At 71.0% G+C, this 24,384-nt stretch carries 19 protein-coding genes, 2 tRNA genes and 1 pseudogene; 12 read left to right on the top strand and 10 right to left on the bottom strand.

The genetic code is table 11. From position 1 onward, the window contains the following. Positions 1–861, top strand: a pseudogene (locus C3486_RS37705) (hypothetical protein); the annotation flags it as partial. On the opposite strand, the gene C3486_RS24775 reads toward C3486_RS37705, so the two are convergent. Continuing rightward, on the bottom strand, positions 825–2,321 hold the full coding sequence (locus C3486_RS24775; RefSeq protein WP_103834971.1) for an amino acid permease: 1,497 nt from the start codon (positions 2,319–2,321) through the stop codon (positions 825–827). The pseudogene C3486_RS37705 and the gene C3486_RS24775 sit on opposite strands and share 37 nt — an antisense overlap. 214 nt (positions 2,322–2,535) lie before the next feature. Between C3486_RS24775 and C3486_RS24770 the strand changes: the two genes are divergently transcribed. Together C3486_RS24770 and C3486_RS24765 are read left to right on the top strand one after the other, a co-directional pair. Further along, a complete protein-coding gene (locus tag C3486_RS24770; RefSeq protein WP_103834970.1) occupies positions 2,536–3,024 on the top strand; it encodes a ribose-5-phosphate isomerase in 489 nt (162 codons plus the stop codon). Between the two features lie 24 nt (positions 3,025–3,048). After that, positions 3,049–3,858, top strand: coding sequence for an Fpg/Nei family DNA glycosylase (locus tag C3486_RS24765; RefSeq protein ID WP_103834969.1), 810 nt, complete (start codon positions 3,049–3,051; stop codon positions 3,856–3,858). Between the two features lie 9 nt (positions 3,859–3,867). Here C3486_RS24765 and C3486_RS24760 read toward each other — a convergent pair whose 3' ends face one another. Next, on the bottom strand, positions 3,868–5,097 hold the full coding sequence (locus C3486_RS24760; protein ID WP_103834968.1) for a GNAT family N-acetyltransferase: 1,230 nt from the start codon (positions 5,095–5,097) through the stop codon (positions 3,868–3,870). A 127-nt stretch (positions 5,098–5,224) separates the two neighbouring features. On the opposite strand from C3486_RS24760, the gene C3486_RS24755 reads away from it, so the two are divergent. Then, complete coding sequence (locus tag C3486_RS24755) at positions 5,225–6,367, top strand: PP2C family protein-serine/threonine phosphatase (RefSeq protein WP_103834967.1); 1,143 nt, start codon at positions 5,225–5,227, stop codon at positions 6,365–6,367. Positions 6,368–6,380: 13 nt separating this feature from the next. On the opposite strand, the gene C3486_RS24750 is transcribed toward C3486_RS24755, so the two are convergent. Together C3486_RS24750 and C3486_RS24745 are read right to left on the bottom strand one after the other, a co-directional pair. Then, positions 6,381–7,577, bottom strand: a complete 1,197-nt coding sequence (locus C3486_RS24750) for a cation:proton antiporter (protein WP_103834966.1) — start codon at positions 7,575–7,577, stop codon at positions 6,381–6,383. Positions 7,578–7,887: 310 nt separating this feature from the next. Continuing rightward, positions 7,888–9,063, bottom strand: a complete 1,176-nt coding sequence (locus C3486_RS24745) for an acyltransferase family protein (RefSeq protein ID WP_103834965.1) — start codon at positions 9,061–9,063, stop codon at positions 7,888–7,890. A gap of 626 nt (positions 9,064–9,689) precedes the next feature. Here C3486_RS24745 and C3486_RS24740 point away from each other — a divergent pair. Continuing rightward, positions 9,690–9,884 carry a hypothetical protein gene (locus C3486_RS24740; protein ID WP_103834964.1) on the top strand — a complete coding sequence of 65 codons (195 nt, stop codon included), beginning with the start codon at positions 9,690–9,692 and terminating at the stop codon, positions 9,882–9,884. 112 nt (positions 9,885–9,996) lie between these two features. Here C3486_RS24740 and C3486_RS24735 read toward each other — a convergent pair whose 3' ends face one another. Both C3486_RS24735 and C3486_RS24730 read right to left on the bottom strand, forming a co-directional pair. Then, complete coding sequence (locus tag C3486_RS24735; protein WP_103834963.1) at positions 9,997–10,365, bottom strand: arsenate reductase family protein; 369 nt, start codon at positions 10,363–10,365, stop codon at positions 9,997–9,999. Positions 10,366–10,451: 86 nt separating this feature from the next. Next, positions 10,452–10,525: transfer RNA gene (locus C3486_RS24730), tRNA-Gly, on the bottom strand. Between the two features lie 139 nt (positions 10,526–10,664). On the opposite strand from C3486_RS24730, the gene C3486_RS24725 reads away from it, so the two are divergent. The 5 genes from C3486_RS24725 to clpX all read left to right on the top strand — a co-directional run bounded on the left by C3486_RS24725 (position 10,665) and on the right by clpX (position 15,560). Continuing rightward, a tRNA-Pro gene (locus tag C3486_RS24725) sits at positions 10,665–10,741 on the top strand. 244 nt (positions 10,742–10,985) lie between these two features. Continuing rightward, a complete protein-coding gene (gene tig, locus C3486_RS24720; protein WP_181138678.1) occupies positions 10,986–12,386 on the top strand; it encodes a trigger factor in 1,401 nt (466 codons plus the stop codon). Positions 12,387–12,731: 345 nt separating this feature from the next. Next, positions 12,732–13,334, top strand: a complete 603-nt coding sequence (locus C3486_RS24715; protein WP_103834975.1) for an ATP-dependent Clp protease proteolytic subunit — start codon at positions 12,732–12,734, stop codon at positions 13,332–13,334. A gap of 69 nt (positions 13,335–13,403) precedes the next feature. Then, positions 13,404–14,096, top strand: a complete 693-nt coding sequence (locus C3486_RS24710) for an ATP-dependent Clp protease proteolytic subunit (RefSeq protein ID WP_030614811.1) — start codon at positions 13,404–13,406, stop codon at positions 14,094–14,096. Between the two features lie 174 nt (positions 14,097–14,270). Beyond that, positions 14,271–15,560 carry an ATP-dependent Clp protease ATP-binding subunit ClpX gene (gene clpX / locus C3486_RS24705; protein ID WP_103834961.1) on the top strand — a complete coding sequence of 430 codons (1,290 nt, stop codon included), beginning with the start codon at positions 14,271–14,273 and terminating at the stop codon, positions 15,558–15,560. Positions 15,561–15,663: 103 nt separating this feature from the next. On the opposite strand, the gene C3486_RS24700 is transcribed toward clpX, so the two are convergent. Continuing rightward, a complete protein-coding gene (locus tag C3486_RS24700) occupies positions 15,664–16,611 on the bottom strand; it encodes a hypothetical protein (protein ID WP_103834960.1) in 948 nt (315 codons plus the stop codon). Between the two features lie 140 nt (positions 16,612–16,751). Here C3486_RS24700 and C3486_RS24695 point away from each other — a divergent pair, with 140 nt between their 5' ends. After that, positions 16,752–19,388, top strand: coding sequence for a valine--tRNA ligase (locus C3486_RS24695; protein WP_103834959.1), 2,637 nt, complete (start codon positions 16,752–16,754; stop codon positions 19,386–19,388). Positions 19,389–19,633: 245 nt separating this feature from the next. Then, entirely contained in the window at positions 19,634–21,082 is a 1,449-nt protein-coding gene (locus tag C3486_RS24690) for a penicillin-binding protein 2 (protein ID WP_103834958.1), read from the top strand. A 4-nt stretch (positions 21,083–21,086) separates the two neighbouring features. On the opposite strand, the gene C3486_RS24685 is transcribed toward C3486_RS24690, so the two are convergent. The 3 genes from C3486_RS24685 to C3486_RS24675 form a co-directional block, all read right to left on the bottom strand. Then, positions 21,087–22,607 carry a sodium:solute symporter family protein gene (locus tag C3486_RS24685; RefSeq protein WP_103834957.1) on the bottom strand — a complete coding sequence of 507 codons (1,521 nt, stop codon included), beginning with the start codon at positions 22,605–22,607 and terminating at the stop codon, positions 21,087–21,089. Continuing rightward, a complete protein-coding gene (locus C3486_RS24680; protein WP_103834956.1) occupies positions 22,604–22,819 on the bottom strand; it encodes a hypothetical protein in 216 nt (71 codons plus the stop codon). Before C3486_RS24680 ends, C3486_RS24685 begins: the two co-directional genes overlap by 4 nt. Before the next feature lie 104 nt (positions 22,820–22,923). Continuing rightward, on the bottom strand, positions 22,924–24,354 hold the full coding sequence (locus C3486_RS24675; RefSeq protein ID WP_103834955.1) for an amidase: 1,431 nt from the start codon (positions 24,352–24,354) through the stop codon (positions 22,924–22,926). Positions 24,355–24,384 lie beyond the last annotated feature (30 nt).

Genomic DNA, 24,384 nt, shown 5'->3' with positions numbered 1-24,384 from the left:
GTGGCCGGACCTGCGGCCGTCGCGGAACCGGAGCCCGAGGCTGCCGTCCCGGAGCCCGAGGCCGCCGAGCCCGGGCCAGCAGCCGAAGCGGAGCCAGTGGAGCCGGCGGAACCAGCAGTCGAACCGGAGTCCGAAGCCCCGGAGCCGGGCCCGTCCGCCCCGGACGCCGCCGAACCTCAGCCGGAGCCGGAGCCGGAGCCTCAGCCGGAGCCGGATTCCGCCGGGCCGCGGCCGGCGCCGCGCGGGACCGGTGCCGGCCGGTGGTCGCGGAAGCGGGCCGCGCTCGTCGCGGCCGCGACCGTCGTCGCCTCGGCGGTGGCCGTCGTGGTGGTGCTCGTCACGGCTCAGGAGGCCGAGCACGGCGCGCCGCACGGAGCGCCGAGCGCGCGGGTGAGCGAGAGCCCGACGGCGGGGCGCGGTACGGGCACCTCGGCGCCCGCGGCGCCGCGCCGCGCCGAGGACGGGTTCAGCTGGGTGCCGCCGGTGGGCTGGAACCGTACCGAGGAGTCCCCGCGGGAGATCACCTACAGCACCCGCGACGGCGCCGTGCAACTCGCCGCGCGGCAGGCCCCCTCCGACGGCGGCGACCTCCTGGGCCGCTGGCGGGCGTACGCCGACGCACAGCGCGGCCGGGTCCCCGGCTACCGCACGCTCCATCTGGAGCGCACGGCGTTCCGCGGGGACCCGGCCGTCCTGTGGGAGTACGCCTACACGCAGGCGGACCGCCCGTACCACGGCCGTCAGCTCGGCTTCCGCCACCGGGGCAGGCTCTACCAGCTCAGCCTCTGGTACCGGGACGACGCGACGGCCCTGGCCGTGGGCACCTATGAGCGGGTCAGGTCGTCCTTCCGCACGTCCTGAGCGGCCGCGCCGGAGTCCGGGCCCGCGCCCTCACCGGCGGCCACCGCTGCGGACCGCCGCATGCGGTCCCGCACCAGGCCGACGACGAGCACCAGCGCGCCCACGGCCACCGACATGATCATCTGCTGCCGGCCGTCGGGGTTGTAGAACATGTAGCCGACCACGAAGAGGATCAGCGCGATCGTGGCGTACGTCAGGTACGGGTACAGCCACATGCGGACGGTGAGCCGCTCCGGCGTGTCCCGTTCGATCGTGCGGCGCATCCGCAGCTGCGAGAAGCAGATGACCAGCCACACGAAGAGCGCGACCGCGCCCGAGGAGTTCAGCAGGAACTGGAAGATCGTGTCCTTCGAGGTGTAGCTGAAGATCACCGCGATGAAGCCGAAGGCGACCGACGCCCAGATGGAGACCGCGGGGACGCCGCCCTTGTTGACGCGGGTGAAGGACTTCGGCGCGTCGCCCCGCTCGCCGAGCGAGAAGGCCATCCGCGAGGCGGTGTACAGGCCGGAGTTGAGGCAGGAGAGGACGGCGGTCAGCACGACCACGTCCATCACGGTGTCCGCGTACGGGATGTCCAGGGAGCGCAGCACGGCGACGTACGGGCTGGCCTCGACGCCCTTGTCGTTCCACGGCAGCAGCGTGACGATCACCGAGATCGAACCCAGGTAGAAGATCGCGATCCGCCAGATCACGCTGTTGGTGGCCTTGCGGACGGCCTGCACCGGGTTCGGCGACTCGCTGGCGGCCAGGGTGACGATCTCGCTGCCCATGAACGAGAAGACGACCAGCAGCATGCCGGAGAGGATCGCGCCCGGCCCGTGCGGCAGGAAGCCGCCGTCGCCGGTGAGGTGGGACAGGCCCACGGCCTCGTCGCCCGGCGGCAGCCCGAAGACCGCCAGCGCGCCCGCCACGATGAAGATCACGATCGCCGCGACCTTGATCCCGGCGAACCAGAACTCGAACTCGCCGAACGAGCCGACGGATATCAGGTTCGTACCGGTCAGCACGATCATCACCAGCAGCGCCCAGGCCCACTGCGGGACGGCCGGGACCCAGGCGGTGAGGATGGCGGCCGCCGCCGTCGCCTCGACGGCCAGCACGACCGACCAGAAGAACCAGTACAGCCAGCCGATGGTGAAGCCGGCCCAGCGGCCCAGCGCCCGGTCCGCGTAGGCGGAGAAGGAGCCCGAGGTGGGCGAGGCGGCGGCCATCTCGCCCAGCATCCGCATCACGAGGACCACCAGCAGGCCGGTCAGCGCGTAGGAGATGAGGATGCCGGGCCCGGCGGCCGCGATGCCGGCGCCGGAGCCGACGAAGAGGCCGGCGCCGATCACCCCGCCGATGGCGATCATCGACAGATGGCGGTTCTTGAGTCCTGCCTGCAGGCCCTCCGGCGACCGCCCGTCACCGGGGTCACCGGTGGCCGGCCGTGCGGTCGGGGTCGGCGGGTGCGCGCCCATGTGCACCGTCCTTGTGTGGTTCAACGGATGTGTCGAGCCCCTGGATGAGATCTTCCGGAGCGCGGGGAGGGGAAGGCCCGAATCCGTATCGTTAACGTCTTCGTGCTTTTGTACGACGAACTTGTGTACGACAAGTAACGCCCTGATTTCCCTGCGCGCATCCATGGGGAGACCCAACGGCGCCTACCCCGGTCCGCCGTGTCACACTCGTCGCATGCGCGTGTACCTCGGCTCTGATCATGCCGGTTTCGAACTGAAGAACCACCTCGTCGAGTGGCTGAAGGCCAACGGGCACGAGCCCGTCGACTGCGGGCCGCACATCTACGACGCCCAGGACGACTACCCGCCGTTCTGCCTCCGGGCCGCGGAGAAGACCGCCGCCGACCCGGACAGCCTGGGCATCGTGATCGGCGGCTCGGGCAACGGCGAGCAGATCGCCGCCAACAAGGTCAAGGGTGTCCGGGCCGTGCTGGCCTGGAGCGAGGAGACCGCCAAGCTCGGCCGCGAGCACAACAACGCCAACGTGATCTCCGTCGGCGGCCGGATGCACACCCAGGAGGAGGCCACCGCCTTCATCGCCGCCTTCCTGGCCACGCCGTACAGCAACGAGGAGCGGCACACCCGCCGGATCGACATGCTCTCGGCGTACGAGACCACCGGCGAGCTGCCCCCGATCCCGGCCCACCACCCGCAGCAGGGCTGAGCCGAAGGGCAGGACCGACCGCAGATGCCCGAGGGGCACACGATCCACCGGCTGGCCGCCGACCACTTCGAGAGGTTCGGCGGCCGGTCCGTGCGCGCGAGCAGCCCGCAGGGCAAGTTCGCGGACGGCGCCGCGCTGGTCGACGGCCAGGTGCTGACGGCCGCCGAGGCGCACGGCAAGCACCTCTTCCTGGGCTTCGCCGGCACCGGCTGGGTCCACGTCCACCTCGGGCTCTTCGGCAAGCTCGGCTTCGGCCCGGCGCCCGCGCCGCCGCCCACCGACACGGTGCGGCTGCGGCTGGCGAACGAGGAGCACTACGCCGACCTGCGCGGGCCCACCGCCTGCGCGCTGCTCACCGACGCCGACAAGCAGGCGATACACGACCGGCTCGGGCCCGACCCGCTCCGCCCGGACGACGACGGGGAGCGGGCCTGGCGGCGCGTCTCGCGCAGCCGGACGAGCGTGGCCGCCCTGCTGATGGACCAGAAGGTCATCGCCGGGGTGGGCAACGTCTACCGGGCAGAGGTCCTCTTCCGGCACGGCATCGACCCGTACCGCCTCGGCCGCGATCTGCGGCGCTCGGAATGGGACGCGATCTGGTCGGACCTGGTCGTCCTCATGCGCGAAGGCGTCCGCAACAACCGCATCGACACCGTACGGCCCGAGCACGAGCCCGAGGCCATGGGACGGCCGCCGCGCGTCGACGACCACGGCGGCGAGGTGTACGTCTACCGTCGGGCGCAGCAGCCGTGCCACATCTGCGGCACGGAGATCCGCACGGCCGAGCTGGCCGCGCGGAACCTCTTCTGGTGCCCGGGGTGCCAGCGGCGCTGACGCGGCACCTCAGAATCCGTGCGGCAGCCACGGCGCCACGTCCGAGCCGAACGCGGCCGACGCCTCGGCCAGCGCCCCCGGGCGCAGTTCGGTGACCCGCCCCGCCGCCGCCAGCGTGCTCAGCCGGGTGTCGCCCAGATATGCCGCGCCCAGCTCCCGTACCGACAGGGCCAGGTCCGCCGCGTCCGTCGTCCGTTCGCAGGACGCGCCCTTGGCGTCGCCGGACAGCCGCCAGCGGCCCGCGTTCCACGGGCAGAAGGCGTCCTCGACGTCGAGGACCACGTCCACCGGCGCCGCGTACGTACGCCCCGCCAGCGCGGCGCCCACCTCGACCGGGCGCAGGAACAGCCCGTCCCGCACCCGTACCCCGCACCGGCGCACGTCGGAGACCATGTGCAGCAGCGGGTCGTCGACCGGACGGTTGTGGTTCACCAGCGTCGAGGTCAGGTCGACGGAGAGCAGGTAGCGCCACAGGGCCCCGCGTACCGCCGGGTCCAGCGCCTCGATGTCGCGCAGCCGGACCGTGCCGTCGGGGCCGCCGTCGCCCCACTCCGGCTTGACCGCGTACCGCGCGTACCCCCGCACCTCGCCGCCGGCCTCGGCCAGCACGCACAGCAGTTCCCCCGCGCCCTCGCGGTCGCCCGGCGGGTCCAGCAGCGGCAGCCGCTCCCAGCCCGGGCGGCGCGCGAGCATGCCGGGGCGGCCGGCCACGACCTGCGCGTACACCCGCTCGCACTCGTCCACCGCCTCGGCGGGCGGCACGACCCGCAGCCGTACGTCGTCCGCGCCGGCCGGCGGCGTCAGCGCGACCCGCTTCGTCTCGACCCGCAGCTGCGCCTGGCGGCTGGCCATGCCGTAGCCGAACCGCCCGTAAATCACCGGTTCGGACGCGGTCAGCACGGCCAGTGGCTCCTCCCGGCCGCGCACGTCCTCCAGCTGATGCCGCATCATCTCCGTCAGCACCCCGCGCCGCCGGTGCGTGGCCTGCACGCTGACCATGGTCACGCCGGCCGCGGGCAGCAGCGCCCCGCCCGGCACGGTCATCCGGAAGCTGAACGCGCCTGCCGTGCCCACGACTTCGGGCCCGTCCCAGACCCCGATCGACCGGTCCACCTCGGTGAGGTCGCGGAACAGTCCGCGCTCCTCCGAGGCCTCCGGCACGCCACCGAAGGCGCGCTCCAACTTGCCGTACCAGCCGTCCCATTCGGCCGCGCGCAGCGTACGTACCTGTGTCGTCATAGGCCATGCGTAGCAGGCGGCGCCTCGCGGACGCGACTGGATTTCGAACATGTTTTCCTGGCAATTGCCGCGGGTGGTGTGCCGTGAATCGACGCGCCGCCAAAGGGGTGGATATGGTCACGTGGCAATGGCGAGCGGCGCGGCAGCGGAGACCCTGACGGCCCGGATGCGCAAGGCGATGCACCGGGTCCGCATCGGCGTGCGCAAGACGATGGTCGACTACTTCCGCGGCGGCGGCTCCGACTGGGGCGCGCTGGCGGCCCTGCTGCTCTCCGTGCCGGTACTCGCCGGCTGCACCATCTGGCACCCCGACTGGTTCGCGCCCACCGCCCTGGTCCTGCCGGTCGTCGCGGGCGGCCTGCTGCTGCGCCCCTCCAGCCTGCTCGCCCTGTACGGCACGTCGGCGGTGGCCCTCATCGTGGAGGCGGCGGCGCTGGGCCCGTACGAGCAGGGCCCGGACCGGATCACGCCGGGCACGGTGCTGGTGGTGGCGGCGGTGGGTCTCTTCGGGCTGCTGATCGCGCAGTTCCGCAGCCGGGTGGGGGTGCCGTGGCGGCGCGGCGGCACGATGCTCTTCGACCTGCGCGAGCGGATCCGGGTGCAGAGCGCGCTGCCGCAGCTGCCGCGCGGCTGGCACCGGGAGATGTCCCTGCGGCCGGCCGGCGGCCAGTCCTTCTCGGGCGACTTCGTCGTCGCCACGCGCACCCACGGCGGCCACATCCTGGAGGTCGTCCTCACGGACGTCTCCGGCAAGGGCATGGACGCGGCCTCCCGGGCGCTGCTGCTGTCGGGCGCGTTCGGCGGCCTGCTCGGCTCGCTGCCGCCGCACGCCTTCCTCCCCGCGGCCAACGGCTACCTGCTCCGCCAGGAGTGGAGCGAGGGGTTCGCGACCGCCATCCACCTCGTACTGGACCTGGAGTCCGGGGACTACGAGCTGTTCTCCGCGGGGCATCCGCCGGCGCTCCAGCTCAGCGCCGGCAGCGGCCGCTGGGAGCAGAAGGCGGCGGAGGGCCCGCTGCTGGGCATCATGGACGGCGTCCAGTTCGACCCGATCAAGGGCACGCTGCGGCCGGGCGACGTCCTGATGCTCTTCACCGACGGGCTGGTCGAGTCGGCCGACCGGGACATCGCCGAGGGCATCGACCGGCTCACCGGTGAGGCCGATCGCTATGTGACCGCCGGCTTCACCGGTGCCGCCTGGCATCTGATCGAGGCGGTCGCCAAGGACGTGCACGACGACCGCGCGCTGCTGCTGATCTGCCGGGACTGAGCCGGACGCCGGGTCAGGCGCCCCGCCCGGCCGCCACCGGCTCGGCCTCCGCCCGTTCCGCCGCGGGCGTCTCGGCGCGGCCCGGCAGGATCCGCGCCAGCCAGTTCGCGCGCCCGGCCGCCAGCGGGCCCAGCACCGCGAGGATCAGGACGTACCCGGCGATGAACGGGGAGAGGCGCTCGTCCAGGCCGGCCGTCGCGGCCATGGTCGCGAGGATCAGCGCGAACTCGCCGCGGGCCAGCAGCGAGGTGGCGATGTTCGCGGCGGGCCGCGGCCCGAAGCCGTAGATGCGGGAGGCGACGAGTCCGGCGAGGACGTTCATCAGCAGCGTCACGGCCACCGCGACCAGCACCGGCCAGAAGACGGTGGGCAGGTCGCCCGGGTCGATGGACAGGCCGAAGGCGAAGAAGAAGATCGCGCCGAAGGCGTCGCGCAGCGGGTGCACCAGCTCGCGTATCCGTTCGCCGGAGCTGGTGGAGCCGAGCATCAGGCCGACCATGAAGGCGCCGATCGCGTCGGCGACCCCGAACACCTCCGACACCCCCGCGACCAGCACGGCCGCGCCGAGGAAGGAGATCACCAGCAGTTCGTTGTCGCGGGTGGCGATGAGCCGGCCGACCAGCCGGGTGCCCCAGCGCGCGGCAGCGGCGAGCAGCAGCAGGAAGCCGAAGGCCTTGCCGGCGTCGACCGCCGCGGAGGCCATCGAGTCGGCACCGGAGATCACCGGCTGCAGGGCCGCCAGGTACAGCGCGAGGAAGATGTCCTCGACCACGATGATGCCGAGGATCGGCCGGGTCTCGGGATTGCCGAGCCGGCCCAGGTCGACCAGGACTTTGGTGACGATGGCCGAGGACGAGATGCCGAGCACGCCGGCCAGCACCAGCGCCTCAGCCGTGCCCCAGCCGAGCGCGAAGCCGAAGCCGAGGCCCGCGCCGACGTTCAGCGCCAGGTAGGCGCCGCCGGCCAGCGCCATTTTGCGGCCGCCGGTCTTGAGGTCGTCGAGGTGGAACTCCAGGCCCAGGTAGAAGAGCAGCAGCACCAGGCCGAGCAGCGAGAGCATCTCCAGATCGTGCGGATCGGAGACGAGGACGTAGCCGGGGGTGTTCGGGCCGAGCAGGATGCCGGCCAGGATGAAGAGGGGGATGGTCGGCAGGCCGATGCGGCCGCCGAGGCGGGCGAGGACGGCGGCGGCCAGGAAGGCGCCGCCCATGGCGAGCAGGGTCTCCGCGTGTCCGATGGCTCCTCCAGGGGTCGGGTGGGGGGCTCGGGCAATGGTCAAGAGATGGTCAAAAAGGCGTATGTACTTAGTTTACCAAACGATCTCGGAGGGGCTCCCGGCCTCGCTGCACCGGGACTTCCTCGCCCCTGACCGGCGGAGCCGCGCCGTGGTGCGCCGCCGTCACGGACGCGGCGCCCGTGCCCTGGCCGCCCGCACGCAAAAGGTGCGGGGCGGCATCGCTGCCGCTCCCGCACCCTGAGAGCTTGCGCCGGCGGGCACCCCCTTGCCCGCCGGGCGACGGTTACGCCGCCGTGCCGCGCGCCCGCGCCGCGTCGGCCGGGTCCTTCTTGAAGGCCCAGGCCATCTTCGGCTCCATCGCGAACCGGAAGGCGCGCTGCACCGGTGGCGTGCACAGCACGGTCACCACCGCGGCCGCGATCAGCGTCACCGCGACCTCGCCCAGCGGCGTGTGCAGCCACTGGTAGTCGTCGAACCAGCCCCAGAAGCGCGACCCCTTCGCCAGGAAGCCGTGCAGCAGGTAGCCGTACAGCGTGCCGGCGCCCAGCACCGTGAACCACGTACGGCGCTTCGGCACCCAGGCGAAGAAGCAGGTCACCAGCACCGCCGAGCAGCCGAAGAGGGCCAGCGTCATGACCAGCCCCGACCACCAGGGCGCGCCCAGCTCCTGGGCGCTGTCGCGGTGGTAGAACCACGCCGAGGTCATCCGGGGCGCGGCCCAGTACGCCGTGACCAGCGCGGTGGCGAAGATCGGGAGCGAGGCCCACTTCACCGCGCGGCGCTGCGCCCACTGGAAGTGCTCGGGCTTCATGAAGAGCCCGATCACGAAGAACGGCAGGAACTGCAGGACCCGCTGGAGGTCCAGGTCGTCACCGATGTCCGGCGAGACCGAGGCCAGCATCGCGATGGCCAGGGCCAGCGGGACGGGCCAGCGCACGATCTTCCACAGCGGCGTGGTGAGCCGCCAGATGAAGAGCGCGACCAGGAACCAGGTGAGGAACCACGGGTCCAGCAGGCTGATCGGGTGGCCGGGGTCGTGGTCCGCCCACCGCTTGAAGAAGCTGTAGGCCACCTCGAAGAGGATGTACGGCACGGCCACGCTGGTGATCAGCCGCTGCAGCCGGTCCTTGCGCATGTCGAAGCTGCGTGAGAAATAGCCGGAGATGACGATGAACGCCGGCATGTGAAACGTGTAGACGACCATGTAGAGCGCCTCGGCGGCACGGCTGCCGTCCGTCAGCGGCTCCCAGGAGTGGCCCATCGCCACGAGCACGATGGCCAGGTACTTCGCATTGTCGAAGAAGGGGTCGCGCTCCTTCTTCTTCGGCGCGGGGACGTCCTTCTTCTGCGGCGCGGCCGGCGCTTCCGGCGCCCCGGAGGGGGTGGCGACGGCCACCGGTTCCGTGGCCGGGGGAAGCGGGTTTCGCCGTTCGCCGTGCGGGCTCGGACTGCTCGTCATGAGGCCTCCCGCCGGTAAGCGGAACGGAAGGCCGGGGGCCGCACTGCGCGTCGGGGGGTCAAGGCAGCGTGGAACATCTGAGGCACCTTAGTGGTGGACCGGAGAGTGCGTAAAACCGTCTTCTCTTGACGCTGGTATTTCTGCTGCTACCCGCGGAGATCGCAGGCAGGCGGGAAGATCCGGCCGTTCTCCGGCCTGGTCACATCATGCCCGTTCTGGGGCGATTAGTACGGCTATGGCGGGGCAAATGCCTCGGGGGAGCCCCGGAGGGAATGTCCCACTGTGTGGCGTTCCGCTCGCGTGGCACTTCTCACGGGAACGGCTTTACGGAATTCGAATTACCGGGCGTGAAGTGGGTATACGCGCCGCGCCGGGCGGCCGCCGACGGAAATGATCAGGCCGAAACGGGGTCCGGAATCGGACCGCTCAATTGGCGGGCGCGGGCCGGGCGGGAAGAGCCGTCCGGAAGACGAGGCGGCATCCGAAGTGCGTAAAGCCTTGGCCGATGATTCGTCACTCGTCTCCACCGGGCAGACAGTTGGTGGCACGATGGGTGCCCGCGGGGGTGTGCACGGCTGCATGCTTCCAGGGCCGGTGTGGTGTTCCGACCAAGGGTGTGATCAGTTGTGGAACTTTCCCTGTCTGTGGTGCTGCTGTTGGCGATCATCCTGATCGTGCTGCTGCGCAACAAGACGCTGAAGTGGGGGCCCGCGCTCGTCGCCATCCTCTTCGGCTTCTTCCTCGCGTCCACCGGCATAGCCCCGTCCGTGAACCGCTTCTTCACCTCTGTCGCGGACACGATCAACAACATTTCCTTCTGACCGGTGCGCTGACCGGCGCGCGCCGTTTCCGGCGCGCCCCTTCTCGGTCAGTACGCAGCGGCACCGGACCGGCTCCCCGCGGCCCGGCGCCGACCGCCCCGCCGGAGCGGCCTCACTCCCGGCCGCGGGCCAGCGCCTCCCGTACCGCGTCCTCGCTGCGGCCCACCACGGCGCTGCCGTCGTCCGCCGTGAGGATCGGCCGCTGGATCAGCTTCGGATGTGCCGCCAGCGCCTCGATCCAGCGGTCCCTGGCCTCCGCCGTCCGCTCCCAGTCCTTCAGGCCCAGCTCCTTCGCCGCGGCCTCCTGCGTGCGCGTGATGTCCCACGGCTCCAGCCCCAGACGGTCCAGCACGGCCCGCAGCTCCGCCGCGCTCGGCGGGTCCTCCAGATACCGGCGCACGGTGTACTGCGCGCCCTCCTCGTCCAGCAGGTCCACGGCGGACCGGCACTTCGAACACGCGGGGTTCACCCAGATCTCCATGCCCGCACCCTAGCCAGCCGGCGCGTAGGCCGGGATACGACGAAGGCCCGGCCGCGCCGTCCTGCGCGCGACCGGGCCTCCCGTCATGGAGCGGGCGACGGGAATCGAACCCGCGTAGCTAGTTTGGAAGACTAGGGCTCTACCATTGAGCTACGCCCGCATGCGCCGGGGGACCGTCGAGCGGCTCCGGCACGTTGAGCATCGTAGCGGGTCGGGGCGGCCGGCCGCACACCCCACTCGTCCCTCGGATATCTGGCAGCCGCATGGCCTGCGGCCATGTACCCTACGTGTCGCACCGACGGGGTGTGGCGCAGCTTGGTAGCGCGTCCGCTTTGGGAGCGGAAGGTCGTCGGTTCGAATCCGGCCACCCCGACCATCATGCGGCTTTCCGGCCATCCCATGATCGCACCATCAGCCGCCCGGCCTGCCTGTACGGGTGTTGTCAAGATCGCATTGTGGGGCGCGTCGTGCTTGCGGTTACTATGCAAGCTGCGCGTCCGTGTGCCCTCTTTTTCAGGCTCTACCGGGCGCGGTCCGCCGGGCCCGATACGCCACGCGCGTCCCGAGGCCGGGGGATCTTCCAGCAGAACCCCAGAAGTCAGCCCCAAGGAGACCGAACCGTGAAGAGCGCCGTGGAGACCCTGAACCCGACCCGGGTTCGGCTCACTGTCGAGGTGCCCTTCGAGGAGCTCAAGCCCAGCCTCGACGCGGCGTACAAGAAGATCAACCAGCAGGTCACGGTGAAGGGCTTCCGCCAGGGCAAGATCCCGGCCCGCGTGATCGACCAGCGGTTCGGCCGTGGCGCTGTGCTGGAGGAGGCCGTCAACGACGCGCTCCCGAAGTTCTACACCGAGGCGGTCAACGAGGGTGAGCTGAACGTCCTCGGCCAGCCCGAGGTCGACATCACCGAGCTGAAGGACGGCGAGCTGCTGGCCTTCACCGCCGAGGTGGACATCCGCCCGGCGCTGGAGATCCCGGACTACTCCGGCATCGAGGTCGAGGTCGACGCCGTCGAGGTGTCGGACGAGGACGTCGAGAAGTCGGTCGAGCAGCTCCGTGAGCGCTTCGCCTCCACCTCCGTCGTCGAGCGCGCCGCCGCCGAGGGCGACGTCGTGACCATCGACCTGCAGGCCAAGGTCGACGGCGAGGTCCTCGAGGACGGCGTCGCCGAGGGCGTCAGCTACACCATCGGCTCCGGCGAGCTGCTCGACGGCATCGACGACGCCGTCAAGGGCCTGGAGGCCGGTGGCGAGGCCACCTTCACCTCCGAGCTCAAGGGCGGCTCCGCCGCGGGCAAGGAGGCCGAGGTCACGGTCAAGGTGTCCGAGGTCAAGGCCAAGGAACTGCCCGAGCTGGACGACGACTTCGCGCAGCTGGCCAGCGAGTTCGACACCCTCGAGGAGCTGAAGGCGGACAGCCGCAAGCGCCTCGAGCGGATGAAGAAGTACGACCAGGCCACCCAGGCCCAGGAGAAGGTCCTGGACGAGCTGCTCAAGCTCGTCGAGGTGCCGATCCCCGAGAAGCTGCTCGCGGACGAGATCGAGACCCGCAAGCACAACCTCGTGAACCACCAGCTCGGCCAGATGGGCCTCGACCTCGCCAAGTACCTGGAGTTCCAGGGCAAGACCGAGGAAGAGTTCGACGCCGAGACCAAGGAGCAGGCGGAGAAGGGCATCCGCACCCAGTTCGTCCTCGACGAGCTGGTCAACAAGGAGAAGCTGAACGTCAGCCAGGAGGAGCTCACCGAGCACCTCATGCGCCGCGCGCAGTCCTCCGGCATGTCCCCCGACCAGTTCGCGCAGGCCGTCGTCGAGGGCGGCCAGGTGCCGATGCTCGTCGGCGAGGTCGCCCGCGGCAAGGCCCTCGCGGTCGTCGTCGAGGCCGCCACCGTCAAGGACACCAACGGTGAGGTCGTCGACCTGGACGACGAGGACGAGACCGCCGAGACCGTCCAGGCCACCGACGCCGTCGAGGCCGCCGAGGCCGAGGGCGAGCAGGCCGAGGGCGAGACCAAGGCCTGAGTCCGCCGCCCGGCCCCTCCGCGGGCCGGGACCGCGGCCCCACGGCCGCACAGCACGCTGACGTACGGGCCCGGACACGCGACCGCCGTGTTCGGGCCCGTCGTGCATCCGCGTTCCCGCCGGCCCCGGGAGCCCCCGGGCACCTGCGCTCAGAGCGAACAGTTCTCGATGCGGGATGGCGCCCGCCGACCAGCGCGTTAGGGTCCGTAGATACGTGGGCAGGGGACTTTCCGACACCGCGCCGGGGGCACCAACGCGGCGCCGGGCCCCGCGCCCCAGACGACGACGCTGAGACGGTCCTGAAAAGCCGTCCGACAACGAGCAGGTGGACACGTGACGATCCCGATGCCTTCCGCCGCCGCTGAGCCGACCTTCGGTGGCCTCGGCGACCAGGTCTACAACCGGCTGCTCGGCGAGCGGATCATCTTCCTCGGCCAGCCGGTCGACGACGACATCGCCAACAAGATCACCGCGCAGCTGCTCCTCCTGGCCGCGGAGCCGGACAAGGACATCTACCTCTACATCAACTCTCCCGGCGGCTCGATCACGGCCGGCATGGCGATCTACGACACCATGCAGTACATCAAGAACGACGTGGTCACCATCGCCATGGGCCTGGCCGCCTCCATGGGCCAGTTCCTGCTGAGCGCCGGCACCCCGGGCAAGCGTTTCGCGCTGCCGAACGCCGAGATCCTCATCCACCAGCCCTCCGCGGGCCTGGCGGGCTCCGCGTCGGACATCAAGATCCACGCCGAGCGGCTGCTGCACACCAAGAAGCGGATGGCGGAGCTGACCGCCTTCCACACCGGCCAGACCGTCGAGCAGATCACCCGCGACTCCGACCGCGACCGCTGGTTCTCCGCCGACGAGGCCAAGGAGTACGGCCTCATCGACGAGGTCATGGGCTCCGCCGCCGGCGTTCCGGGCGGGGGCGGCACCGGCGCCTGACAGGCCCGGACCACTCGCCCCGCAGCCGACCCAGCCCACTTGATCGCCACCAGGACGGTGAACACCCAGATGAACAACTTCCCCGGCAGCGGCCTGTACGAGCGGACCATGTCCGAGTCCGCCGGCCAGTCGCAGTACACCGGCCCGCAGGCCGAGTCGCGTTACATCGTTCCGCGCTTCGTGGAGCGCACCTCGCAGGGCGTGCGGGAGTACGACCCGTACGCGAAGCTCTTCGAGGAGCGCGTGATCTTCCTCGGCGTGCAGATCGACGACGCCTCGGCCAACGACGTCATGGCGCAGCTGCTGTGCCTGGAGTCGATGGACCCGGACCGTGACATCTCCATCTACATCAACTCGCCCGGCGGCTCCTTCACGGCGCTCACCGCGATCTACGACACGATGCAGTTCGTGAAGCCGGACATCCAGACGGTCTGCATGGGCCAGGCGGCGTCCGCCGCGGCCGTGCTGCTCGCCGCCGGCACCCCCGGCAAGCGGATGGCGCTGCCCAACGCGCGCGTGCTGATCCACCAGCCGTACAGCGAGACGGGCCGCGGTCAGGTCTCCGACCTGGAGATCGCCGCGAACGAGATCCTGCGCATGCGGACCCAGCTGGAGGAGCTGCTCGCGAAGCACTCCACCACGCCGATCGAGAAGATCCGCGACGACATCGAGCGCGACAAGATCCTGACGGCCGAGGAGTCCCTCGCGTACGGTCTTGTGGACCAGATCGTGTCGACCCGCAAGAGTTCCGTTTCCGTTTGATCGGCAGTTTGATCGCGCCGGTCGCGACTTGAGCCGGAGTGGCGCCCCCTTGGACCGAGTAGGCCGAGTCGGTTCAAGGGGGGCCCGCAGCGGGGGCCCGGCAAGGTACCGTCGATAGGCAAGCACCCGGGTCCGTAGGAGCAATGCGGATCCCAGGCGAAGGGGAAGCACCTCGTGGCACGCATCGGTGACGGCGGCGACCTGCTCAAGTGCTCGTTCTGCGGGAAGAGCCAGAAGCAGGTGAAGAAGCTCATCGCGGGTCCTGGTGTGTATATCTGCGACGAGTGCATCGACCTCTGCAACGAAATCATCGAGGAGGAGCTCGCCGAGACCTCCGAGGTGCGCTGGGAGGAGTTGCCCAAGCCCCGGGAGATCTACGAATTCCTCGAGGGCTACGTCGTGGGCCAGGAGGCCGCGAAGAAGGCGCTCTCGGTGGCCGTCTACAACCACTACAAGCGGGTGCAGGCGGGCGAGAACGGCGGCGCGCGCGGCAACGACGAGGGCATCGAGCTCTCCAAGTCCAACATCCTGCTGCTCGGTCCGACGGGCTCCGGCAAGACGCTGCTCGCGCAGACGCTCGCCCGGATGCTGAACGTCCCGTTCGCCATCGCCGACGCGACGGCGCTGACGGAGGCGGGCTACGTCGGCGAGGACGTGGAGAACATCCTCCTCAAGCTCATCCAGGCCGCCGACTACGACGTCAAGAAGGCCGAGACGGGCATCATCTACATCGACGAGATCGACAAGGTCGCCCGCAAGAGCGAGAACCCCTCGATCACCCGCGATGTGTCCGGTGAGGGCGTCCAGCAGGCCCTGCTGAAGATCCTGGAGGGCACCACCGCCTCCGTGCCGCCGCAGGGCGGCCGCAAGCACCCGCACCAGGAATTCATCCAGATCGACACGACGAACGTGCTGTTCATCGTGGGCGGCGCGTTCGCGGGCCTGGAGAAGATCATCGAGGCCCGGGCCGGCGCCAAGGGCATCGGCTTCGGCGCGACGATCCGCTCCAAGCGCGAGCTCGAGTCCAAGGACCAGTTCCAGGAGGTCATGCCGGAGGACCTGGTGAAGTTCGGGATGATCCCCGAGTTCATCGGCCGCCTCCCCGTGATCACCTCGGTGCACAACCTCGACCGCGAGGCGCTCCTGCAGATCCTGATGGAGCCGAAGAACGCCCTCGTGAAGCAGTACCAGCGCCTCTTCGAACTGGACGGGGTCGAGCTGGACTTCGACCGCCCGGCCCTGGAGGCCATCGCCGACCAGGCGATCCTGCGCGGCACCGGCGCCCGCGGCCTGCGCGCGATCATGGAGGAAGTGCTCCAGTCGGTGATGTACGAGGTGCCGTCCCGCAAGGACGTGGCACGCGTCGTCATCACCGAGGACGTCGTCCAGTCGAACGTGAACCCCACCCTCGTCCCGCGCAACCGCGGCGGCGAGTCGGGCGAGCACCACGAGAAGAGCGCGTAGCGCCCAGGACGCGACGCGCCCAGGACATGACGAAGGGGGCTCCCGGCAGCAGCTGCCGGGAGCCCCCTTCCGTCGTCACCCTCCGGAGGGGCCGCCCACCGGGTCACTTCTCCTTGCGGACGTCCTTGCGGACCTTGCCGAGCAGGTCGGCCGCCGACTCCAGGTCGCGTGCCGTGTTCTTCTCGCCCGGCATCACGACGGCGAAGGTGCTGTAGTCCGCCCAGGCGCAGATCGGCACCTCGGAGACCTCGCCCGGCTTCGGCTCCTTGGCCTTCGCCGACTGGCACTTCACCATCGCGCCCTCACCACCCTCAGGAGTGAACTCCTCGGGCGTGCCGACCATGTCGGCGTCGCTGCCGTCCTTGGCCGCCTGCTTCTGCATGTACAGGAAGAAGGTGTCCAGGGCCGTGCCGGGGTCGGTCATCTTGCCGTAGGAGCCCTGCAGGACCAGGCCCTCCTTCGGGTTCACGCCCGGCGCGTAGACGCCCTGCACCGAGGTCGGGTCCTTCATCGGCAGGTTCTTGGCCATGCCCTGCTTGCCGGTGGAGGTGTGCGCCGAGCCCGGGACCAGCTTGTACCCGGCCGCCGCGTCCGGCGTCGTGATCTTGTGCGGGCCGTCGTCCTCCAGACCGCCGCCCCCGCCGAAGACCGCGATGGCACCGCCCGCGATGGCGCCCACGACGACGATCGCGCCGATGATCAGCGCGACCTTCTTGCCCTTGCCGCCCCCGCCGGCGGGCGGCGGCGGGACCTGCCCGTACTGCGGCTGCTGCTGGCCGTACGGGGCCTGCTGCGGGAACTGGCCGGGCTGCTGCCCGTACGGCTGCTGGGGCTGCCCGTACGGGGCCTGCGGCTGGCCGTAGGGCGCCTGCTGCGGCTGCCCGTACGGCGCCTGGGGCTGACCGCCGTAACCCTGCTGCGGGGGCACCGGGCCGCCCTGCTGCGGGTAGCCGTAGCCCGGCTGGGGGCCCTGCGGCTGCTGCGGCTGCCCGTACGGGCCCGGCTGCGGGGGCTGCCCGTACGGGCCGGGTGGCGGCTGGTTGTAGCTCATGGAGCGGTTTCCCCTCGTGACAACAGAACAACGGAGAGCTTTATGCGTTGCTCACATCCTGTACGACACCGGGCACCACTGATGCCCCGGGGGCCAAACCGATTCGAGACTGCTACATCCGCGCCCGTACACTGAGCGGCGTGACCGAGACGACTCACCAGAGCCCCACTGACGGGCCGAACAGCACCCCCACCGAACTGCCGACCCAGTACGCGCCGGCCGACGTAGAGGGGCCGCTGTACGAGCGCTGGGTAGAGCGCGGTTACTTCGACGCGGACGCGAAGAGCGACAAGGACCCCTTCACCGTCGTCATCCCGCCGCCGAACGTCACCGGCAGCCTGCACCTGGGCCACGCCTTCGAGCACACCCTCATCGACGCCCTCACCCGCCGCAAGCGCATGCAGGGCTACGAGACGCTGTGGCAGCCCGGCATGGACCACGCCGGCATCGCCACCCAGAACGTCGTGGAGCGGGAGCTCGCCAAGGAGGGCAAGTCCCGCCACGACCTGGGCCGCGAGGCGTTCGTCGAGCGCGTGTGGCAGTGGAAGGGCGAGTCCGGCGGCCAGATCTCCGGGCAGATGCGCCGCCTCGGCGACGGCGTCGCCTGGTCCCGCGAGCGCTTCACCATGGACGAGGGCCTCTCCCAGGCCGTCCAGACCATCTTCAAGCGGCTCTACGACGACGAGCTGATCTACCGCGCCGAGCGCATCATCAACTGGTGCCCGCGCTGTCTGACGGCGATCTCGGACATCGAGGTCGAGTACCAGGACGACGACGGCGAACTGGTGTCGATCACGTACGGCGAGGGGGACGAGACGCTCGTCGTCGCCACCACCCGCGCCGAGACCATGCTCGGCGACACCGCCGTCGCCGTGCACCCCGACGACGAGCGGTACAAGCACCTGGTCGGCAAGCAGATCAAGCTGCCGCTGACCGACCGCACGATCCCGGTCGTCGCCGACGCGCACGTCGACCCCGAGTTCGGCACCGGCGCCGTCAAGGTGACGCCGGCCCACGATCCGAACGACTTCGAGATCGGCCAGCGCCACGACCTGCCGAACATCGCGGTCATGGACGAGCACGCCGTGATCACCGTCCCGGGCCCCTTCCAGGGCCAGGACCGCCTGGAGGCCCGCTCCGCGATCGTCGCCGCGCTGCGCGCCGAGGGCCGCATCGTCGCCGAGAAGCGCCCCTACACCCACTCCGTGGGCCACTGCTCGCGCTGCAAGACCACCATCGAGCCGCGCCTGTCGATGCAGTGGTGGGTCAAGGTCGGCCCGCTCGCCAAGGCCGCGGGCGACGCGGTCCGCGACGGCCGGGTGAAGATCCACCCGCAGGAGATGGAGAAGCGCTACTTCGACTGGGTCGACAACCTCCACGACTGGTGCATCTCGCGCCAGCTCTGGTGGGGCCACCGCATCCCGGTCTGGTACGGCCCGAACGGCGAGGTCGTCTGCGTCGGCCCCGACGAGGAGCCGCCCGCCGGCGAGGGCTGGACCCAGGACACCGACGTCCTGGACACCTGGTTCTCCTCCGGCCTCTGGCCGTTCTCCACGCTCGGCTGGCCCGAGCAGACCGAGAGCCTCGCGAAGTTCTATCCGAACTCCGTCCTGGTCACCGGCTACGACATCCTCTTCTTCTGGGTCGCCCGGATGATGATGTTCGGCCTGTACGCGATGGACGGCACCCCGCCGTTCCACACCATCGCCCTGCACGGCATGGTCCGCGACCAGTTCGGCAAGAAGATGTCGAAGTCCTTCGGCAACGCGGTCAACCCGCTGGACTGGATGGACAAGTACGGCAGCGACGCCCTCCGCTTCACCCTCGCGCGCGGCGCCAACCCCGGCGTCGACGTACCGATCGGCGAGGACTGGGTCCAGGGCTCCCGCAACTTCGCCAACAAGATCTGGAACGCCACCCGCTTCGCGCTGATGAACGGCGCCACGGTCGAGGGCCCGCTGCCGGACGCGTCCGAGATGTCGGCCACCGACCGCTGGATCCTCTCCCGCCTGAACTCCGTCGTGGCCGAGGTCGACGCGTACTACGAGGACTTCCAGTTCGCGAAGCTCTCCGACGCGCTGTTCCACTTCGCCTGGGACGAGGTCTTCGACTGGTACGTGGAGCTGTCCAAGACCACGTTCATGGGCGGCGGGCGTGCCGCCGAGGTCTCGGCCCGCGTCCTCGGCGAGGTCCTCGACGTCACCCTGCGCCTCCTCCACCCGGTCGTGCCCTTCGTCACCGAAGCGCTGTGGACCACGCTCACCGGCAAGGAGTCCGTCGTCATCGCCGACTGGCCGGCCGACAGCGGCTTCCGCGACCAGGCCGCCGAGAAGGAGATCGAGACGGTTCAGCAGGTCGTCACCGAGGTCCGCCGCTTCCGCTCCGACCAGGGCCTCCAGCCCGGCCAGAAGGTCCCGGCCCGGCTCGACCTGGCCGGCACGGAGCTCGCGGCGCACGAGGCGGCCATGCGCTCCCTGCTGCGCCTGCAGCCCGCGGGCGAGGACTTCACCGCCACCGCGTCCCTCCCGGTCGCCGGCGCCACCGTCGCCCTCGACCTCTCCGGCGCGATCGACGTCGAGGCCGAGCGCAAGCGCCTGGCCAAGGACCTCGCGGCCGCCGAGAAGGAGAAGGCACAGGCCACCGCCAAGCTCGGCAACGAAGCCTTCCTCGCCAAGGCCCCGGAGAAGGTCGTCGACAAGATCCGGACCCGGCTGGAGACCGCCGAGGCGGACATCGTCCGCATCACCGCCCAGCTGGAGCGCCTGCCGAAGGCGTAACACCGGCCCGCAGCCGAGGCCCCGCCCCCAGGACTCTCCCGGGGACGGGGCCTCGCGCGTGCCCGGCGGGTGCGTGTACTGGTCATGCCCGCGCGTGCGTGTCCCGCGTATGCCCGCGCGTGGGTGCTGCCCCGTACGGGCCCGGCGCCGCCCTCCGCACCCGTCGGCGCATACCGGGCCGATTGTCGACATACTCGTATCGTTTTCTCATCCGTCTCTCATGGACCGGAGTGACGCTGGGGACCATGAACAAACCCCTGCGACGCGTCTCCGTCTTCTGCATCGCCCTGGTCCTCGCCCTGATGGGCTGGGTCACCTGGATACAGGGCGCCAAGGCGGACTCCCTCGCGGACGACGAGCACAATCCGCGGGTCGGCATCGAGAAGTACTCCCGCCCGCTGGGCAACATCCTCGTCGACGGCCGCCCGGTCACCGGCTCCACGCAGACCGACGGCACCCTCGCCTACAAGCGGACCTACACCGACGGCCCCCTGTACGCGCCCGTCACCGGCTACTCCTCGCAGATCTACGGCTCCACCCAGCTGGAGAGCCTGTACGGCGACGTCCTCGACGGCTCCGACAGCCGCCTGCAGTCCCCGGTCGACCTGGTCTCCCGCGAACGCGCCAAGGGCGGCGACGTCGCCACGACCCTCGACGCCGACGTCCAGAAGGCCGGCTACAAGGCACTCGGCAACAAGACCGGCGCCGCCGTCGCCCTCGACCCCGCCACCGGCCGCATCCTCGGCATGGTCTCCACCCCGTCCTACGACCCGGGGAAGTTCGCCGGCCAGTCCGCCGCCGACCAGAAGGCCTGGGCGGCCCTCACCGGCGACGACGCCCAGCCGCACCTGAACCGCGCACTGCGCCAGACCTATCCGCCCGGCTCCACCTTCAAGCTGGTCGTCGCCGCCGCCGCACTGGAGAACGGCCTCTACTCCTCCGTCGACGAGCCCACCGACAGCCCCAACCCGTACCGGCTGCCGAACACCCGCACCGACCTCACCAACGAGAACGCCGCCGCGCCCTGCAAGGACGCCACCATCCGCACCGCGCTGCAGTACTCCTGCAACAACGTCTTCGGCAAGCTGGCCGCCGACCTCGGCGAGAAGAAGGTCAAGGAACAGGCGGAGAAGTTCGGCTTCAACGACGCCAAGATCGACATTCCGGTCCGCGCCGCCAAGAGCATCTACCCCTCCGGCATGGACTCGGCCCAGACCGCCCTCTCCGGCATCGGCCAGTTCGACGACCAGGCCACCCCGCTGCAGATGGCCATGGTCGTCTCCGCCATCGCCAACGGCGGCGAACTGAAGACCCCGTACGAGGTCGACCGCATCACCGACGGCGGCGGCAACACCGTCCAGCACAACAGCCCGAAGACCTACGGCACCGCCCTCTCCAAGGAGAACGCCGAACAGCTCCGGTCCGCGATGCAGACGGTCGTCGAGAAGGGCACCGGCTCCGGCGCCAGGATCGACGGACTCACGGTCGGCGGCAAGACCGGCACCGCCCAGCACGGCGTGGACAACAGCGGCATGCCGTACGCCTGGTTCGTCTCCTACGCCGAGGACTCCCAGGGCCACCAGGTCGCCGTCGCGACCGTGGTCGAGGACAGCGACGCGGCCCGCGGCGACATCTCGGGCGGCGGCCTGGCCGGCCCGGTGGCCAAGGCCATGATGAAGGCGGCGCTGTCCTGACCTCCTAGCCGCGGGCAGTCGTGCCGCTGGGGCGATGGGGCTCCCTCCCCGCTCGAGCGGAGCCGGGAGCTCGGGGGAGGGTGGGCGCAGCGGCACCCCCATCGGCGGGCAGCCGCTCCGCCCCACCCGCACCCCCGCGCCACAGCACCTGCGCCCCCACCGTCACCACGATGTTCGGTACGAGCGACAGCAGCCCGGCGTCCACGGTGCCGATATCGACCCCACCGAACGTCAGCCACCCCAGCGTCCCCACCCCGGCGACAATCCCGAGCAGCGCCGGCACCGCCCCCAGCCGAACCCGCCGCGCCAGCCCCGCCACCGTCGCCGGCGCCAGCTGCGCCAGCCCGCCGTACGTGAGCAGCAGCAGGTTGGCCAGCAGCGCCGGCCGCGTCAGACCGAGCACCAGCGCCAGCCCCGAGGCCAGCACCACGCACGCGTGATTGATCCGCATCGTGCCGCGCTCGCTCCGCGCCGGCAGCAGGTTCCGCGAGACCAGCGTCGAGATGCCGAGCAGCAGCGCGGCGGACGGCACCATCGCGGTGGCGGCCGCCGCCACCGCGACCACCCCCACCAGCCAGCCCGGCAGCGCGCCCCCGGCCACCGTGAGCAGCGCCGCCTTGCTGTCCGTACCGGGCGCCAGCGTCATCGCCCCGGCGAAGCCGATCACCACCGGCACGGCGATGGCGACCTGGTACAGCGGCAGCCAGATGTAGTTGCGGCGCAGCGCACGCGCGCTGCCGGCCGAGAGGATCGCCGACCACAGGTGCGGCATCGTGTTCAGCCCCGCACCGATGGCGCTGATCAGCATCGCGGTGGTGAACCACGTCGCGTCCGTGCCGCCGCCGTCCAGGGTCAGCAGCTCCGGGCGGCTCTCCCGTACGGCGGTGAAGAGCCCGCCGAGCCCGCCGTCCAGCGCGAGCGGCACGGCCACCACCAGCACCAGCAGCGCAAGCACCATCAGCACGTCCTTGAAGTACGCGGCGCGGGCGATGCCCCGGATGCCGGACCACAGCACGAAGCCGACGGTCAGCACGGTCGCCAGGATCATCGAACCGGTCGCACCCGTCTCACTGCCCGTGGCCAGCTGCACGATCAGCCCGAGCCCGGTGATCTGCAACTGCAGGTACGGCAGCAGGAACACCGCGCCCACCACCGCCACGACCTTCCCGAGCAGCGGACTGCGGAACCGGTCGGCGAAGAAGTCCGCCTGCGTGAGGTAGCCGTTCTCCTTGCCCAGCCGCCACAGCCGCGGTCCGGTCAGGTACTGCCCGATCAGACAGAGCGAGAGGTACCCCAGCGCGTACGTCGCGGCGACCCCGTCGGTGAACGCGAGCCCCGCCAGCCCCAGGAAGCTGAACGTCGTGAAGGACTCGCCGGCCTGCAGGAACCACATCGTCACGGCACCGAACCGGCGCCCGCCCACCGCCCATTCGCCCAGGTCATGGCCGGTATTGCGGCGCCCGGTCAGGCCGACGGCGGCAATCGCGAGGATGCCGGCGAGGGTGACCGCCATGGTGGTGTTCATGCCGCGGCCTCCTCTTCGGCGTCCTCGGCGTGCGGGGCCCGCGCCTCGTACAGGGCGAGCGCGACGGTGGTGCCCACCGTCCACAGCACGCTCCACACGAGGACGGCGGGCAGGCCCAGCCACAGCCGGGTGGTGTTGACGAACGGCAGGAACGGGGTGGCGAAGAACCCGGCCGTGGGCACGGCGAGGTACGCCAGATGACGCTGGCTCATGTCGGGGTCCCGTCGAAGAGGGGAGGGAGGGAAGGAGAACGGCGGTACGGGGAGAGGAGCGGTGGGGGAGCCGCCGTTGAGCGCGGCAGCCCGAGGCCAGCGGCTCAGGCGTGGGGGAGTACGGGGCGGCGGAGGCCGTGCCCGGTGGCGGCCTCGTACGCCGCAGCCGCCCGCAGGACGGTCAGCTCGGCGCGCGGCGCGGCCACGACCTGGAGCCCGACCGGCAGCCCACCGGGCGTGAACCCGGCCGGCACCGACAGCGCGGGCGCACCGAGCACGGTCACGAAGTACGCCGAACGCATCCAGTCCAGATACGTGTGCTGCTCATGGCCGGCGATCGAGGTGGGGTACTCCAGCTCCACGTCGAAGGGCACGACCTGGCTGACGGGCGCCAGCAGCACGTCGTACCGGGAGAAGAAGTCCACGGCCGCGTGCCGGATGCGGGCGTGCGCGACGGTGGCCCGGCCGAGGTCGGCACCGGTGAGCTTCCGCCCCTCCTCGATGTTCCACACCAGGCTCGGCTTGAGCGCGCCGGGGTGCGCGTCGAGCAGTTCGCCGAGGCCCGTGGCGAACTCCTGCGCCCGCAGGGTACGGAAGACCTCCTCCGCCCCGTCCAGGTCAGGGCAGTCCTCCGTCACCTGGCAGCCCAGCTCCTCGAAGACCTGGACCTGCGGCTCCAGTACGGCCGTGACCTCGGGCTCGACCGGCACCCGGCCGCCCAGGTCGGGTGTCCAGGCGACGCGCAGCCCGCGCAGGTCCCGCACGTCGTGCTCCAGCGGGGCGCGGAACGTCTCGCCCGGCGTCTCCAGCGTCAGCGGGCAGCGCGGATCGGGGCCCGCCATGACCGACAGCAGCAGCGCGGCGTCGGCGACGGTACGGCCCATCGGCCCGGCGACCGCCATCGTGTCCCAGGGGTTGGTCCTGGGCAGCGCCGGCACCCGGCCGGGCGTGGGGCGCAGCCCGACCACGTTGCAGAAGGACGCCGGGTTGCGCAGCGAGCCGCCCATGTCCGAACCGTCGGCGATCGCGTGCAGCCCGGCGGCGAGCGCGGCCGCCGCGCCGCCGCTGCTGCCACCGGCCGTACGCGTCGGGTCGTACGGGTTGCGGGTGGCCCCGAAGACCGGGTTGAACGTGTGCGAACCGGCGGCGAACTCGGGCACGTTGGTCTTGCCGATGCGGATCGCGCCGGCCGCCTGGATGCGCTCGACGAGGAGTTCGTCCTCGTCGGGCACGTGGTCGGCGAAGAGCGGCGAACCGTGGGTGGTCCGCATGCCGCGGGTGAGGTGGGTGTCCTTGAAGGCGATGGGCAGCCCGTGCAGGGGGCCGGGCTCCTCGCCCCCCGCGAGGCGCTCATCGGCGGCGTGCGCGGCAGCCAGCGCGCCCTCCGGATCGACGGTGACGACCGCGTTGATCTGCGGGCCGACGCGTTCGATGCGGTCCAGATGGGCCTGGACGACCTCTCGTGCGGACAGTTCGCGCTTACGGATCCGGTCAGCGAGCTCGGTGGCCGGAACATACGTGATCTCGTCGGTCATGACCGTCCTCGGGCAGCGGCGTGATGGTGG

The sequence above is a fragment of the Streptomyces sp. Ru73 genome (genome assembly GCF_002920575.1).
Lineage (GTDB): Bacteria > Actinomycetota > Actinomycetes > Streptomycetales > Streptomycetaceae > Streptomyces.
Note: the sequence above shows the minus strand (reverse complement) of the source record. Positions and strands in the feature narration are given on the sequence as shown.